This window comes from Agrobacterium tumefaciens (genome assembly GCF_005221325.1).
Classification (GTDB): domain Bacteria; phylum Pseudomonadota; class Alphaproteobacteria; order Rhizobiales; family Rhizobiaceae; genus Agrobacterium.
This window is the reverse complement of the sequence record NZ_CP039888.1, coordinates 604,031-619,183: the sequence shown is the minus strand read 5'-3', so window position 1 is coordinate 619,183 and position 15,153 is coordinate 604,031. Positions and strand designations below refer to the sequence as shown.

Genomic DNA, 15,153 nt, shown 5'->3' with positions numbered 1-15,153 from the left:
GCGAAGGGCATGAAATCTCCGTCACCTCATCCCCGGTCCCTCCGGGGATGAGGTCGGGTCCTAAACTTCTCAAGTGAATTGATTGAAAAAGCGGATGCTCTCCTCAACCGCGCCCGGAACAACGCCGTTATGCGTGCCGGCCAGCAGTTTCTTGTCGACCTTGAAACCGGATGTCAGAGCCCGATCCACGAAAAGCTGGTGATCGGCATCAAAAGGCCGCTCCTCCGTGCCGCGCAGAAGCAGCGCCGGACATTTGAGGCTGGGACCGAAGCAGACGGAGGAGCGCATGATGAATTCGCGCTCATCGGTCTCGTCGAAACAGATCTCATCGCTATAGCGGTTGAAATAACGCCAGGAATTGACGCCCGCCGAGATTGGTGCAGCAGCGCGGAACCTGCGGCTCATGGCGGCCAGAAGCGTCAGCGTGCCGCCATTGGAATGGCCGGCGATGAAGAACCGATTTCTGTCGATGCCGGGGAGATTTTCCAGATAGGTCGCCGCCGCCAGCGCATCCGCCGTTTCGTTGTAAAAACCGGAATAATTGCCGCTCTGGCCGTTCTCGCCCCGGAAGGACGGTAAAAGCACGACATAGCCCGCTTCCCAATAGGGCTTCATCAGCGCCCAGTGGCCATCGCCAGTGGCGTTGCCGCCGTGGAGAAACAGAACCGCGGGTTTCAGCGTTTTTGAGGGTTGGTAATGGGAGAGCCACGCGACAAGCTCGATCGAACCATCCGGGCCGCCCGGATAGATGACACGTTCCGCCCCCGGTGGAGTGCCGAGGACCGAGGATTTTTCCGGCGCGGCCATCTTTCGCAACAGATGGGTGTGGAACCGTTTGCGCGCCTCCGCATAATCCTGCCGTTCCAACGGCAGCACCTCGGGGGTGACAATGCCCGCTTTCGCGCGGGGTGGTAAAAATGCGGCCGCCGACAGACCCATGGCACCGGCCAGCAGGCTTCGCCGGGTCATGCTCGGGAAGGTCGTGCCGCTCTCTTCCTGTGCGAAGGCTGAGGAAAGAAAGCGTTTATCTGCCATAAGGTCACCTGAGGAGGATGGTTGTAACAGCAGTTCAGCACTGCGGCGGGGAGCTGTCCAATCACGGATTCGCGAATGACAACAATGTATTCGCAGCCATAATGGCAATTTCTGGACAGCCGCCCTACCCTTCCACACCATCGATCATCGCCACCAGCGTCGAAAGCCGGTCCGCCTCAGCCGGCAGCTTGTCGGCGCGCAGCCGGGCGATGCGCGGGAAGCGCATGGCGACGCCTGACTTGTGGCGGGTGGAGCGATTGATGCCCTCAAAGGCCACCTCCAGCACGAAACCGAAATCCGGTGTGGCCCGCACCGCCCGCACCGGGCCGAAACGCTCGACGGTATTATCGCGCACGAACTTGTCCAGCACTTCCAGTTCCGCGTCGGTGAAACCGAAATAGGCCTTGCCCACGGGCACGAGCTGTTCGCCATCCTCGCCTTCCGCCCAGACGCCGAAGGTGAAATCGGAATAATAGCTCGACCTTTTGCCGTGGCCGCGCTGGGCATACATCATCACGGCGTCGATATTATAGGGGTCGCGTTTCCACTTGAACCAGGGGCCCTTGGCGCGCCCGGCCTGATAGGTGCTGTCGCGGCGCTTGATCATCACCCCCTCGATAACAGGATCGGGCGGCGCGGCGCGCAGCGTGTCCAGTTCCGACCAGCTGGAAAAGCCGATCAGCGGCGAGAGGTCGAAGCGGTCATGCGGCGCGCGCTCGATGATATCAGACAGCCGGCCGCGGCGCTCCAGATAGGTTTGCGCGCGAATGTCGCTCTCGCCCTCGAACAGCAGATCGTAGGCGCGGATGAAAGCCGGATAGTCATCCCGCATCTTTGCCGTCACCGTCTTGCGGTTCAGCCGCTGCTGCAGATCCGAGAAGGTGCGGGTGAGATTGTTGGACCGCACTGTCCCGCCAATCAGCAATTCGCCATCCATAACGCCTTCGAAATCGATGGCGTCAAGCACGTCGGGAAAGGCGCCGGAAATATCGTCGCCGGAGCGGGAATAAAGTTTGCGCGTCTCCCCGGCGCGGGACAATTGCACACGAATGCCGTCCCATTTCCACTCCGCTGCATAATCGGCGGGGTCGAGCGCATCGAGATCGCCATCGGCCACCGGCGTTGCCAGCATCACCGAATGGAAGATGGCGGGTGTGGCCAGCACCGGTCGGTCGGATTTTCCCTCCAGCCAGGCAAAAAGTGGCATATAGGGCGGTGTCAGACCGTGCCAGAGGGTCTCGATTTCGGTGATATCCTTATCCGCAAAATCCGCCAGAGCCTGCCTCGCCAAACGCGCTGAAACGCCGATGCGCAGGCTGCCGGTGGCGAGTTTGAGGAAGGCGAAACGCGAGGACGTATCCAGCCGGTCGAGCAGATCGCGCACCGCACCGCGCACCTCGGTACGCCCCAGCGAATTCATCAGCGCCACGACATCGCCGAGGCGCGGATCCTGTGCCTCGGCGTCATCGGCACCGCCGATATTGCCCCAGACCAGCGAAATGGTCTCGGCGAGATCGCCGACATAATCATAGGAATAACGGAACAGCACCTCGTCCATACGCTCCAGCACCAGCTCGCGCAGCATGGCCGGTTTGACGCTCTTGAGGTCCAGCGTGCCGGCAATTGCCGCCAGACCGTAACCCCGGTCGGGATCGGGCGTATCGCGGAAATAATCGGTCAGCAGCTTCAGCTTGCCATTGCGCGATGGCGTGAGGACAAGGCGATCAAGAAGGGTGGCGAAGGCTTTCATCTCAATCCCCCTCGTCCTCATAACCGACAAGATGCAGCGGCTTGGCGGCGATGCCCTGCAATTCGCACCAGCGCACCAGCGCCTCCTCCCGGCCATGCGTGACCCAGACGGCCTGCGGGCCGATTTCCCTGATGGTCTCCAGCAGTTCCGGCCAGTCGCAATGGTCCGATATGACCAGCGGCAGTTCCACGCCGCCCTGCTTCGCGCGCTGCCGCACCATCATCCAGCCTGAGGCAAAGGCGATTAGCGGCTCGTTGAAACGTCGCGCCCAGCGCTCCTGAAAGGCGGAGGGCGGGCCGACGACGATGGCGCCCCTGAAGTCGGCGGGGTTGCTTTTTTCCACTGTCGCGGGCCTGAGATCACCGAGATCGATGCCCTCAGAGACGTAATAATCGCAAAGCCGAGCCAGTGCGCCGTGAATATAGATGGGATCGGCATAACCATTATCGCGCAATAGCCGGATGACACGTTGCGCCTTGCCGAGCGAATAGGCCCCGACGAGATGGGTGCGTTCGGGAAATTGTTTGATGGAGGTGAGCAGCTTGCCTATTTCCACGCGCGGCAGCGGGTGGTGAAACACCGGTAGGCCGAAGGTAGCCTCGGTGATGAAAACGTCGCACGGCACCGTCTCGAAGGGCGCGCAGGTGGGGTCGATGCCGCGCTTGTAATCACCCGAGGCGACGATGCGCAGGCCATTCATTTCAACGGAAATTTGTGCGGAGCCCAGAACATGCCCCGCCGGATGGAAACCGACGGTGACACCGTTCACCTCCACCGTCTCACCGAACGCGACCGCCTGCTCGCTGCCGCAGAAATCCTCGCCATACCGGATGCGCATGATATCGAGCGTCTGGCGGGTGGCCAGCACTGCGCCATGGCCGGCACGGGCGTGATCGGAATGGCCATGGGTGATGAGCGCCCGCTCAACCGGCCGCACGGGATCGATATAAAAATCGCCCGCCGGGCAATAAAGCCCCTTCGGCGTGGAATTCAACAGCTGTTCCGGCTTCATATTCATTGAGATAGGGCCGCCCGCGCGAATGTAAAGTGCTGCGAGCATAACGCGGAACGGGCGTTAAATTTCCAGTGGCGGTGTTTTTGTTTTGCTGAGCATCTCCCGTCATTCCGGCCTCGAGCCGGAATCGAGCAGCCACGCGTCTGCGCGGCGGGAAGGGTTCTTTCAGCCCAAGGACTTGGGCTGACTGGATACTGGCACAAGGCCGGTATGACGGAGGAGAGGTTTCAGCACAAAACCAGCGTTTCGCAACCGTCCGCCGATCTTGCTACTCCCCCGCCGCTTCCGCCGGCTTCGCTTCAACCGCCGCCGGCAGGCGTACCGGTTTCAACATCAGCGCCGCAGCGAGGCCGATGGCCGCAGTTGCCGCGGCCGCAAAAAACAGCGGCGTGAAGGCATCCGAATAGAGCGAGGCGACGGCGGCCTGGGAGGCGGCGGGCAGTTCGGCGAGCATTTTCGGCGTCAGTTCTTCGATCCTGCCGACACCGGGAATATCGATCGCGACACCTTTCAGGCTCGACGACACGATGGCGCCATAGACCGAAATGGCAATGGCAGCACCACCCATGCGGGTCAGGGTCACCGCGCCGCTCGCCGCGCCGATATCGGCCTTCGGGGCGGAATTCTGCACGCCGATGATCGGCGCCTGCTGGCCGAGGCCGACGGCAAAACCCTGTGCGAGCATCAGCACGGCAATCAGCCAAAGCGGCGTTCCGGCATGCATCTGCGTAAAGAGCAGCATAGCTATGACATTGATGGTGAGGCCGGCCACCGAGAAGGGCTTGTAGACGCCGGTGATGGAAATCAGCCGCCCGGCCGAAAGCGAGCCCATGACGATGCCACCGGTGACGGCGATGAAGAACAGGCCCGCATGGGAGGGCGAAAGCCCGGTCGTGGTCTGCAGGAACAGGGCGTAATAATTGACCATGCCGATACCGATGCCGCCGCTGGTCAGCGAGACGATCATCAACAGCGGAAAGGTGCTGTCCTTGAAGAGGCGCAGCGGCACGACCGGTTCCGGCGCGCGGCGCTCCACCTGCACCCACAGGAAGGCGGCGATGACGGCGAAGGCGATGATGCCGAGGCTGGGGCCGGCAATCAGCGAGCCGAACAATTCGCTACTATCCGCCCAGAACACCACGCTGGCAATGGTGGCGGCGAGAAGGACGGCGCCGAGATAATCGATCTTCGGCTGTCGCGCCGGGCGGCGGTAAGGCAGCATCAGTGCCAGTCCTGCAATGACGATAATGCCGAGCGGCAGATTGATGAGGAAGATCGACCGCCAGCCGAACAGGTCGCTCATCGTACCGCCGAGGATCGGGCCGACACTGCCCGATGCCATGATGGTGAGGCTGGAATAGCTTTGGTAGCGCGCGCGTTCGCGCGGCTCGAACAGATCCGCATTGACGGAGAAGATCGACACCATGATGCCGCCGCCGCCAAGACCCTGCAACACGCGAGCGGCAATCAGTGAGTCCATCGACCAGGCGAGACCGCAGGCGAGCGAGCCGAGTGTGAAGATGACGACCGCCGCGATCATCACATATTTGCGCCCGAAGAGATCGCCGAGCTTGCCATAAACGGGCATGACCGCGCTGGTCGCCAGAAGATAGGCCGAGCCGATCCAGCCGAAACGCTCCAGCGCACCGAATTCACCGACGATGGTGGGAAGCGCTGTCGATACGATCTGGTTGTCGAGCGTGGCCATGAACATGGCCAGCATCAGAAACAGAAAGACGATGAGCCTGCGCCGATGATCCGACACAAGCGGCGCCACGGGGGCGGTGGACATATCCATGAAAAATCTCGTTGGCTTCCGGCGGTTTTACTGCGGCAATTTGTGTGCTATCAGCACATATATGTCAATGGCAAGTTTTTGACATCCGTGCTATTCCGGCTAAATGTGATCGGAAACCGGCATCGAAAGGAATGGCGAAGCGTGGCAAGTGAGGAAGACTGGAACGAGGATTTGCCCGAGGACATCAAGCGGATCGGCAATACGATGACGCGCATGCGCATCATGATCGGCCGCCGCATCATCGGCCGCATGGCGCTTGCCAAGCTCGCTCCGGGTCTCGAATTGTCCCATATCGATGTTCTCGACATTCTGCGCCGTGCGGAAGGTGATGTTACCGTGGGTGCTATTGCCGAGGGCATGCGCATCGATCCCTCGCGCGGCAGCCGTGTCGTCGCTGATATGGTCGGGCGCGGCCTGCTGAAACGTGGCGTCTCGCAGGAGGATGGCCGCCGCAGCATCGTCGAGATCACGCCGCTTGGCACCAGTCTTTTACAGGAAATGCGCCGGACCAAGATGAGCGTCATCGAAGATGTGATGGATGGCTGGCCGGCGGAAGATGTGGAGACATTCGCCCGCCTGTTCGAGCGGTTCATCGACCGTTTCGAAAACCGGCTGTCGCCGGATGTGGACGTGCTCACGGATCAGAAAAAATCATAGGTGCCCCTGACATCCACAACTTCACTTTAAATCCACGAGACCGTAACGTGCCCCGCAATCGAACCGGTTGAAGGGGTAATTTCGATGTTGACGATTTACGGTGTCTACCGTTCCCGCGCCACGCGCACGTTGTGGCTCGCAGGGGAACTCGGCATAGAGTTCAAGCATGTGCCTGTCATACAGGCGCGCCGCCTTGCCGATCCGCTCGCCGCCGACGCACCGCTCAACACGCTGTCGCCCGCGTTTCTCGCCGTCAACCCGATGGGCACCATTCCCTGCATCGAAGATGACGGCATGGTGCTTTATGAATCCATGGCGATCAATCTCTATCTCGCCCGCAAATATGGCGGGCCGCTCGCCCCGGTCGATCTGAAGGAAGATGCGGCGATGCTGCAATGGTCCTTCTTCGCAGCGACCGAAATCGAGAGCAATTCCCTGAAGATTTCCTCCGCCATCGCCGAAGGCCTGTCGGAAAGCGATGCCGGCAAGGCAGTGATCGATGTCGCCGCACGTCTTCTGAGACGCCCATTCCGGGTGCTGGAACAGCATCTCGCCAGCCATGATTATCTGGTTGGCGACCGCTTCACCGTGGCCGACCTCAACGCGGCGGAAATCGTCCGTTACGCGCAGGGCCACAAGCCGCTGTTCGATGCCCATCCGGCAGTGAAGGTCTGGCTGGACCGCTGCCAGGCGCGCACGGCGTTCAAATCCATGTGGGACAGCCGGACGGCCGAGGCGGCTTGAGCGCCGTTTTTTGACGCAGGCTGGGAACGGTAAACATCCCCACGACGTCATCCTCGGCCCTGTGCCGAGGATCCAATCACGTCGAATAAAATCAATCGGTTGCAGATCCTCGGGACAAGCCCGAGGATGACGAAGCCAGGGGTTTCAGCCCCTCTCCCCCTCCAGCGCCCGCTGCACCGCCGGGCGGTCGTTCATGCGGCGGAAGTGGTCGTGCACTCTCGGGAAGCGGGCAATATCCACGCCATCGCTTTCCAGCCAGCCGGACATGACGAAGAGGTAGGGATCGGCCACCGAATAGGCCGTGCCCAGAACCCATGGGCCGTGCAGCATGCCGTGCTCGATCAGTTCGAAGCAATCTCCCATGGTCTGCGGCACCTTGGCCTTCATGTCCGCAAGCGAGCTATCCTCACTCGCCCACCGGCTGCCGCGCCGGCCATGCGCATGGGCGACATGCACGGTGGAGGAGATGAAGGCATTGAAGGACTGCATCAGCGCGAATTCGAAGGGATCGTCGAGCGGCGCGAGCTTCTTCTCGGGCGCCATCTGGGCGATGAAGGCGAGGATGGCGGGCGTCTCCGTCAGCACTCCACTCGCCGTGGCCAGTGCCGGCACGCGGCCCTTGGGATTGATCTTTAGAAATGCCTCTGAGCGTTGCTCGCCCTCCGCGAAATTCACGCGGTGGGCCTTGTAAGGCAGGCCGGATTCCTCAAGCACGATATGGCTGGCGCGGGAGCAGGAACCGGGGGAGAAAAACAGTGTGAACATGGATATGCGACCTCCAAAGCGATGAGAGCGCCCACCTTGTTTCTCATGCGGACGCCGCCCTGCCAGCGGCCATGGGATGGCCGTCACGCGCAGGGCACCTCATCATCGTGCCGGCAAACGGTCGCGTCAAAGGTTATTTAAAGCCCGACGACGCGGATATCGCCGACATGGATGCCGTTCCAGTTGCGCATCTGTCGGTTGGCCATGCCGCTCAGCGCCTGCTGCTCGGCGCTGCCTTCATCGAAATAACGCGCAAGCAACGCCGTGACCATGGCTTCGGCAGCACGTGTCGTGCCGTCTTCGCATTTCACCGCCATGGCAATCCCCTGATCCGGCAGGGCGGCGATGAAAACGCCTTCCGCCCCGGTCTTGGCGAAAATCTTGCCGGGCGCTATCTGCATCAGCTTCGTGCAGGTGCGACCCGTGCCTGCAACGTAAAAGGGCTCCGCCATGCAGGCCTCGATGAGGCGGCGCGAGGCTTTCGCGCGTTCTGTCTCAAGCCCCCTGCCCGTCGCCATTTTTGCGAAACCATGCGCCAGCCCCTTGAGCGGCACGGCATAGGTGGGAATTGAGCAGCCATCCACGCCGCAATTATCATGGCCGAGCGCCGCTCCCGTCAAGCTCTCCATCGTGGCGCGGATTTGCCTCTGGAGGGGATGATCGTAACCGACATACCCTTTCGGATCCGTGCCGGTGTGGCAGCAGGCGCAGATGAAGCCGGAATGTTTGCCGGAGCAATTATTGTGAAGCGCCGTCGGCTTTTCCAGCGTGCGGGCCTGATGGATGATGGTCTTCTGGTCCGAGGACCAATGCGCGCCGCATTCCAGCGTCTCGACATCCCGGCCCGCTTTGGCAAGCATGGCGGCGGCGAGTTCCACATGGGCGTCCTCGCCGGAATGGGAAGAACAGGCGAGCGCCAGTTCGCGGTTGCCGAATTGATAGGCATCCGCAGCACCGCTTTCCACCAGCGGCAGCGCCTGCATGGCCTTGCAGGCGGAACGCGGAAAGATGCCGCGCTCGATATCGCCAGCTGAAAACAGCACGCCGCCATCGCCATCCACCACCACGGCAAGGCCGTGATGGCGGCTTTCCACAAGATTGCCGCGGGTGACTTCGACGGTAACGGAATTGTTCATTCTCTCAGCCTCAAAAAGTTCTGATTTTATGTCGTTGATACCGCAATTGATTTTTCGATGCACGGGGCTGTCAGTGAAATTTGCAAAACGTCTGCTGCTGGCGATTGCCATTATATATCTGCTGCCGGCGTTGGCGTCGGCGGGCTTGTGGGCGATGAAAGACCACCCACGCGGTTGGAACAGCGCACGCTGGTCTTCCTCCGGAATATTGCCTCAACCCACAAAAGACGGGCAAGCGGCCGTCTACGTCTTTTCCGCCATGACGGGAGGGTTCAAGGGTTCCGTCGCCAGCCATGCCTGGGTCGTGCTGAAGAAACCCGGCGCCACCACCTATGACCGCTACGACAAGGTGGGCTGGGGCATGCCTATCCGGCATAATGGCTATGCGGCAGATGCCTTCTGGTATTCGAATACTCCGCGCGAGGTGGTTGCCATTCATGGTGCGGAAGCCGAGCGGCTGATCCCGAAGATCGAGAAGGCCATTGCCGATTACCCCTATGGCAAACCCGGCGGTTATCGCATCTATCCCGGCCCCAACTCCAACACTTTCGTCGCCCATGTGCTGCGCAGCGTGCCGGAACTGGGCGTCGTGCTGCCGCCGGATGCCGTCGGCCGCGACTATCTGCCGGACGGCGCATTTTACCACATTGCCGATGACTGGAAGGATGCGAGCATCTCGCTTGGCGGGCTGTTCGGCATTTCGGCCGGCGCCCGCAGCGGTTTCGAGGTCAATTTCCTCGGTCTCGTCGCCGGCATTGATTTCGGCCGGCCCGGCGTGAAGATACCGGGCCTCGGTTATTTCGGCGTCGCGGGAATCCGGGCGTAAGCCGTCACGTTTCGCTGGCCTGAGCGGCACGCCGGGCGCGAATGCTCTGAGCGACGAAGACGCGCGACAGGCCGTGATAAAGCGGCTCCCGCGAGAAAAGCCGCGAGGTGAGATATCCGAGCATTGCCGCAACCATGATGGGAATGACGCCTTCATGATTGCCGGTCATTTCGAGAATGATGACGAAGGCCGTCATCGGCGCCTGCACGACGCCGGCGAAATATCCCGCCATGCCGACGATGGCGCCAAGGCCGATGCTGGTGCCGAGCAGACCGGCCATGGTGCTGCCGAAACCCGCCCCTACCGACAGGGACGGCGCGAAGATGCCGCCGGGAATGCCCGACATCATGGCGAGGAAAGTCGCCGCCAGCTTTTCGATGAAGAAGAAGGCAGGCGCGGCCTCCCCTTCGATCGCCGCCCTTGCCTGTTCGTAGCCCGTGCCGAAGGTCGCGCCGCCTGTCGCAATGCCGATCACGGCGGAGGCAAGGCCGCAGGCGGCGGCGACCGCGAGCATCCGTTTCAGCGGCATGGCCTGTGCAAAACGGCGGATACGCGCGGACAGACGCAGGGCACCAGCGCTGAACAAGGCGCCAAATGCGCCGCCGCCAACACCGCAGATCAGCACCAGCAGCCAGTCCATCGTCGTTTTCGCCATGACCGAACTGGTGCCGAAATAGGTATAGCTGCCAACCAGTGCGAGCGACGCAAGACCGGAGAGAATGACGGCGGTCAGTACAAGGCCGTTGGCGCGAGATTCATAGGTCTTGCTCATTTCCTCAATGGCAAAGACGATGCCTGCAAGCGGCGTGTTGAAGGCCGCCGCAATGCCGGCCGCCGAGCCGGCGAGGATGAGACCCTTCGCCTGTGCCATGCCGCCCCATCGGGCGGCCTGCAGCATGATGGAGGCCCCAACCTGAACGGTCGGCCCTTCACGTCCGATGGAAGCGCCGGAGAGAAGGCCGGCCACTGTCAGCACCACCTTGCCGAAAGCGAGTTTCAGCGACAGAAGCCGCGAACGGTCCGCATCGTCGCGCAGGTGCCGTGCGGCAATGGCCTGTGGAATGCCGCTGCCACCGGCATTGGGAAAAACCGAGATCGCAAGCCAGGCGCAGAGTGTGAAGCCGAGTGGCGTGATGATGAGCGGCAACAGAAACGCCCATTCGCCGGATGATGTGGCCGCGAAGAAAAGATGCTGGGCGCGATCCGCAGCCCAGGCAAAACCGACGCTGATAATGCCGACCGCAATCGCGCCAACCCAGAAAACCGCCCTTGGCTTCCACACCCGCCAGGAACCCCAGACGACACGGGAACGGCGGAGCATTTTCAGCTTCTTGTAGTCGGCGGGCATGGCGATCCGGATCGGTAATTTTGGTTTTCGTCAAACGGGAAGCCCGTTTATCTGCCTCGAGGCCCGCGATTGCAAGGTTTTGCATTTGACTTATCGCTGCCGATGACCGATCTTGTGCATCGCAATTGCAACGCAGGGAGAAGATCCATGAAAACTGCAACAATTCCTTCGCTGCGGGTGACGGCGGATTTTCGCGAGGCAGCCGAAAGCGTGCTGAAGGACGGCGAGACACTTTCGGCATTTATGGAAGAAGCCGTGCGCAAGCAGGTGGAAATCCGTAAATCTCAGGCGGAGTTCATCAAGCAGGGGCTTGCAGCGCGCGAAGAATCCAAGCGAACGGGCGTCTATCACAAAGCCGAGGACGTTCTTGCGGAGCTGAAGGCTATGCTCGACGAAAAGCTTGCTGAAGACAACGACAAGTGACATATCAGGTTTTTCTTGCCGACAGAGCGCGCGACAATATAACACGCCTCTATGCCCATCTGCTTCGCCAGGACAAATATGCGGCGAAGCGAGCCTACAGGGCCATCGAAAAAGGAATTGCCGCACTTGCAGATTTTCCGCTGAGCTGCCGGAAAGTCGATGCAGAAAATCCCTTTCTGAGGGAGTTTCTTATTCCATTTGGCTCGTCAGGCTATGTCATTCTTTTTGAGATAGAAAGTGCCGAAAAAGTAACAATCCTCGCGATCCGCCACCAGCGCGAGGATGATTACCATTGACCCTCAGCGGTCGCTGACGGCCGCGCGCGGGTTCACCCATGGTTCCTGATTGGAACGCGGCAGCGGCGTTTTGCCGAGAATGTGGTCCGCGGCCTTCTCACCCGTCATGATCGACGGGCCGTTCAGGTTGCCGTAGGTCACATGCGGGAAGATCGAGCTGTCAGCGACCCTCAGTCCCTCCACGCCGATCACCCGGCATTCCGGGTCGACCACCGCCATCGGATCGTCGCGATCTCCCATCCGGCAGGTGCCGCAGGGGTGATAGGCGCTTTCCAGATGCTCCCGCAAAAAGGCGTCGATCTGTTCGTCCGTCTCGATGTTTTCACCCGGCTGGATTTCCGGCCCGCGAAAATCGTCAAAGGCCCTCTGGCCGAAAATTTCGCGCGTCAGGCGCACGCAATGGCGGAATTTCTCCCAGTCTTCCGGATGGCTCATATAGTTGAAGCGAATGACCGGATCGTCCGTTGGATCGGCGGAGCGAAGCGTGACGTTACCGCGTGATTTCGACAGGTTAAATCCCACATGCACCTGAAAACCATGGCTTTTCGCCGCCGCCTTGCCGTCATAGGAAATGGCGACGGGCAGGAAATGATACTGGATATCAGGCTGTTTCAGCCCCGGCGCGGAGCGCAGGAAGGCGCAGGCCTCGAACTGGTTGGAAGCACCGAGCCCGCCTTTCGACAGCAACCATTGCGCACCGGCCACGCCCTGCCAGAACCAGGGCAGCCAGGAATAGAGCGAGACCGGCTTGGTTGAGACCTGCTGGAAATAAAACTCCATATGGTCCTGAAGATTTGCCCCGACACCGGGGCGATCCGCCTTCACCTCGATGCCCATGTCTTTCAGATGGGCGGCGGGGCCGATACCCGAGAGCATCAGCAATTTCGGCGAGTTGAAGGAGGAAGCCGAAACGACGACCTCGCGACCGGCCTTGATGGTTTCCACCACGCCCCTGCGCTCGATTTCGACACCCACGGCACGGCCATTCTCGATGACGATCCTGCGGGCAAAACCGCTGACCAGCGTCACGTTGCCGCGTTTCAGTGCGGGCCGCAGATAGGCATTGGCGGCGGACCAGCGGCGGCCATTATGGATAGTCTGCTCCATCAGGCCGAAACCTTCCTGTTTGGAGCCGTTATAATCGTCTGTCAGTTCGAAACCGGCCTGTGCTCCTGCCTGAATGAAGGCGTGGAAAAGCGGGTTGCTGACAGGTCCGCGCTGCACATGCAGCGGCCCATCCGTGCCGCGCCAGCCCTCTTCGCCGCCATGGCTGTGTTCCATGCGCTTGAAGTAAGGCAGCACATCCGCATAGGCCCAGCCGTGCGCGCCCAGTTCCTCCCAGCGGTTGAAATCCTCGGCATGGCCGCGCACGTAAACGAGGCCGTTGATGGAGGACGAGCCGCCGATGACCTTGCCGCGCGGTGCGGTGATGCGGCGATTGTCGAGATTGGGCTCGGGCTCGGAGAGATAACCCCAATTGTAACGCTTCATGCTCATCGGCCAGGCAAGTGCGGCCGGCATCTGGATGAAAGGTCCGAAATCCGACCCACCGGCCTCAATGACGATGACGGAATAACGGCCGTCTTCCGACAGGCGATAGGCGATGGCGGAGCCTGCGGAACCGGAGCCGACGATGACGTAATCTGCTTGCATTACCGTTTCTCTCCCGAGGGTTCCGGTTCTGGGTGGGGCTTACCCCCCTCTGCCCTGCCGGGCATCTCCCCCACAAGGAGGGAGATCGGCAAGACGCTCGTTTGTCACTTCAATCTCAAACGTCGAGATGGGCGGCACCTCGCCTCGCGTCGATCTCCCCCCTTGTGGGGGAGATGTCCGGCAGGACAGAGGGGGGTGAGCCACACTCGCCAACCCTCAATAAGGTGCTTCCACCTTCCCCGTGCTCACATAAACCGTCTTCAACTCGCTATAATGCTCCAGCGCCGCCGCCGAATTTTCCCGTCCGAAACCGGATTGCTTGGAACCACCGAAGGGGATTTCCACCGGGCAGAGGTTATAGGTGTTGATCCACAACGTGCCCGCCTCCAGCCGATCCACCACGCGGTGGGCGCGGGCGAGATCAGCGGTGAAGACGCCGCCGGCCAGTCCGAATTCGGTGGCGTTGGCGCGGGCGAGGACCTCGTCCTCATCCTCGAAATCCAGCACGCACATGACGGGCCCGAAGATTTCCTCGCGGGCGATGGTCATATCGTCAGTCACATCCGCAAAAACGGTCGGCTGAACATAGGCGCCTTCGCCCGCAACATTGTTGGGAATGCCGCCGCCGGTAATCAGCGTCGCACCCTCCGCCTTGCCCTTTTCGATATAGGACAGAACCTTCTCCTGCTGTGCCTTGGAGACCAGCGGGCCGAGATGGGTGGCGTAATCGAGGGGATCGCCGAGGATCATCGCCTCGGTGCGCTTTTTCAGGTTTTCGAGAAAACGCTCCTTCGCGTTTTTCTGCACGAAAACACGCGTGCCGTTCGAGCAGACCTGGCCGGAGGAATAGAAATTGCCGAGCATGGCCCCACCGACAGCACTTTCGATATCGGCGTCGTCGAAGACGATCATCGGCGACTTACCGCCGAGTTCCATCGTCACATGTTTCAGATGCCCGGCGGCGGCGGCGGCCACCTTGCGGCCGGTCGGCACCGAGCCGGTGAGCGACACCTTGGCGACATCGGGGTGGTTCACCAGCAGCGGGCCGGTATCGCGATCACCCTGAATGACGTTGAAGAGCCCCTTGGGCAAGCCGGCCTCGATGAGGATTTCGGCGATCTTCAAGGCGCCGAGCGGGGTGTTTTCAGACGGTTTGAAGACCATGGCATTGCCGGCGACGAGTGCCGGTGCAGCCTTCCAGCAGGCGATCTGCTGCGGATAGTTCCACGCGCCAATGCCGACGCAGACGCCGAGCGGCACGCGCTTGGTATAGGCGAAATCACCACCGAGCGGGATGTAATCGCCATTTAAAGCGGAAGGCGCGATGCCGCCGAAAAATTCGAAGGCATCGGCGCCGGAGGTGGGATCGGCGACGATGGTTTCCTGAATGGGCTTGCCGGTATCCAGCGTCTCGAGCGTGGAAAGCGCATCGTTGCGTTCACGCATGATATCGGCGGCGCGCTTGAGGATGCGGCCGCGCGCCATGGGGCTCATTGCCGCCCATTCCTTCTGGGCGCGTTTGGCCGCGGCGATGGCGCGCTCGACGATGGCGGGCGTCGCCGCATGCAGCCTTGCGATCACCTCACCCGTCGCAGGGAAGATGCTTTCGAACGGCGTGCCGGTATTGTCCTCGACATAGTCCCCGTCGATGAAATGCGAGGCTTTCGGCTGCGCCTTGAGGGGAGTCGCAATGGTCATGTCGAAGTC

Annotated in this window: 14 protein-coding genes; 5 read left to right on the top strand and 9 right to left on the bottom strand. The window is 61.2% G+C overall.

Features of this window, described 5'->3' with window-relative positions; all coding sequences use genetic code 11:
* Positions 1-69: 69 nt before the first annotated feature.
* The 4 genes from CFBP5499_RS03230 to CFBP5499_RS03215 all read right to left on the bottom strand — a co-directional run bounded on the left by CFBP5499_RS03230 (position 70) and on the right by CFBP5499_RS03215 (position 5,598).
* Positions 70-1,035, bottom strand: coding sequence for an alpha/beta hydrolase family protein (locus tag CFBP5499_RS03230; protein ID WP_080825633.1), 966 nt, complete (start codon positions 1,033-1,035; stop codon positions 70-72).
* A gap of 124 nt (positions 1,036-1,159) precedes the next feature.
* Entirely contained in the window at positions 1,160-2,785 is a 1,626-nt protein-coding gene (locus CFBP5499_RS03225; RefSeq protein WP_080825635.1) for a cisplatin damage response ATP-dependent DNA ligase, read from the bottom strand.
* 1 nt (position 2,786) lies between these two features.
* On the bottom strand, positions 2,787-3,797 hold the full coding sequence (locus CFBP5499_RS03220) for a ligase-associated DNA damage response exonuclease (protein WP_175416757.1): 1,011 nt from the start codon (positions 3,795-3,797) through the stop codon (positions 2,787-2,789).
* Positions 3,798-4,068: 271 nt separating this feature from the next.
* Positions 4,069-5,598 carry an MDR family MFS transporter gene (locus CFBP5499_RS03215; RefSeq protein WP_175416599.1) on the bottom strand — a complete coding sequence of 510 codons (1,530 nt, stop codon included), beginning with the start codon at positions 5,596-5,598 and terminating at the stop codon, positions 4,069-4,071.
* Between the two features lie 141 nt (positions 5,599-5,739).
* Between CFBP5499_RS03215 and CFBP5499_RS03210 the strand changes: the two genes are divergently transcribed.
* Both CFBP5499_RS03210 and CFBP5499_RS03205 read left to right on the top strand, forming a co-directional pair.
* The gene (locus CFBP5499_RS03210) at positions 5,740-6,255 is read left to right on the top strand and encodes a MarR family winged helix-turn-helix transcriptional regulator (RefSeq protein ID WP_080827430.1); all 516 of its coding nucleotides are present in this window, start codon (positions 5,740-5,742) and stop codon (positions 6,253-6,255) included.
* 84 nt (positions 6,256-6,339) lie between these two features.
* Positions 6,340-6,999 (top strand): glutathione S-transferase family protein, encoded by a 660-nt coding sequence (locus CFBP5499_RS03205; protein ID WP_080825637.1) that lies wholly within the window; start codon positions 6,340-6,342, stop codon positions 6,997-6,999.
* A 144-nt stretch (positions 7,000-7,143) separates the two neighbouring features.
* Here CFBP5499_RS03205 and CFBP5499_RS03200 read toward each other — a convergent pair whose 3' ends face one another.
* Both CFBP5499_RS03200 and CFBP5499_RS03195 read right to left on the bottom strand, forming a co-directional pair.
* The gene (locus CFBP5499_RS03200) at positions 7,144-7,764 is read right to left on the bottom strand and encodes a glutathione S-transferase family protein (protein ID WP_080825639.1); all 621 of its coding nucleotides are present in this window, start codon (positions 7,762-7,764) and stop codon (positions 7,144-7,146) included.
* Positions 7,765-7,901: 137 nt separating this feature from the next.
* On the bottom strand, positions 7,902-8,900 hold the full coding sequence (locus tag CFBP5499_RS03195; RefSeq protein WP_080825641.1) for an asparaginase: 999 nt from the start codon (positions 8,898-8,900) through the stop codon (positions 7,902-7,904).
* Positions 8,901-8,973: 73 nt separating this feature from the next.
* Between CFBP5499_RS03195 and CFBP5499_RS03190 the strand changes: the two genes are divergently transcribed.
* Complete coding sequence (locus tag CFBP5499_RS03190) at positions 8,974-9,726, top strand: DUF3750 domain-containing protein (protein WP_173986439.1); 753 nt, start codon at positions 8,974-8,976, stop codon at positions 9,724-9,726.
* A gap of 4 nt (positions 9,727-9,730) precedes the next feature.
* Here the strand turns inward: CFBP5499_RS03190 and CFBP5499_RS03185 are convergent, their stop codons facing one another.
* Positions 9,731-11,074 (bottom strand): chloride channel protein, encoded by a 1,344-nt coding sequence (locus tag CFBP5499_RS03185; protein ID WP_173986438.1) that lies wholly within the window; start codon positions 11,072-11,074, stop codon positions 9,731-9,733.
* A 147-nt stretch (positions 11,075-11,221) separates the two neighbouring features.
* Between CFBP5499_RS03185 and CFBP5499_RS03180 the strand changes: the two genes are divergently transcribed.
* Both CFBP5499_RS03180 and CFBP5499_RS03175 read left to right on the top strand, forming a co-directional pair.
* Positions 11,222-11,497 (top strand): YlcI/YnfO family protein, encoded by a 276-nt coding sequence (locus CFBP5499_RS03180; RefSeq protein WP_006312252.1) that lies wholly within the window; start codon positions 11,222-11,224, stop codon positions 11,495-11,497.
* Positions 11,494-11,793 carry a type II toxin-antitoxin system RelE/ParE family toxin gene (locus tag CFBP5499_RS03175; RefSeq protein ID WP_080825645.1) on the top strand — a complete coding sequence of 100 codons (300 nt, stop codon included), beginning with the start codon at positions 11,494-11,496 and terminating at the stop codon, positions 11,791-11,793. The genes CFBP5499_RS03180 and CFBP5499_RS03175 overlap by 4 nt, the downstream gene beginning before the upstream one ends.
* A gap of 3 nt (positions 11,794-11,796) precedes the next feature.
* On the opposite strand, the gene betA is transcribed toward CFBP5499_RS03175, so the two are convergent.
* Positions 11,797-13,446: a choline dehydrogenase gene (betA, locus tag CFBP5499_RS03170; RefSeq protein WP_080825647.1), complete on the bottom strand. Its 1,650-nt coding sequence runs from the start codon at positions 13,444-13,446 to the stop codon at positions 11,797-11,799.
* A gap of 216 nt (positions 13,447-13,662) precedes the next feature.
* Positions 13,663-15,144: a betaine-aldehyde dehydrogenase gene (betB, locus tag CFBP5499_RS03160; RefSeq protein WP_080825649.1), complete on the bottom strand. Its 1,482-nt coding sequence runs from the start codon at positions 15,142-15,144 to the stop codon at positions 13,663-13,665.
* Positions 15,145-15,153 lie beyond the last annotated feature (9 nt).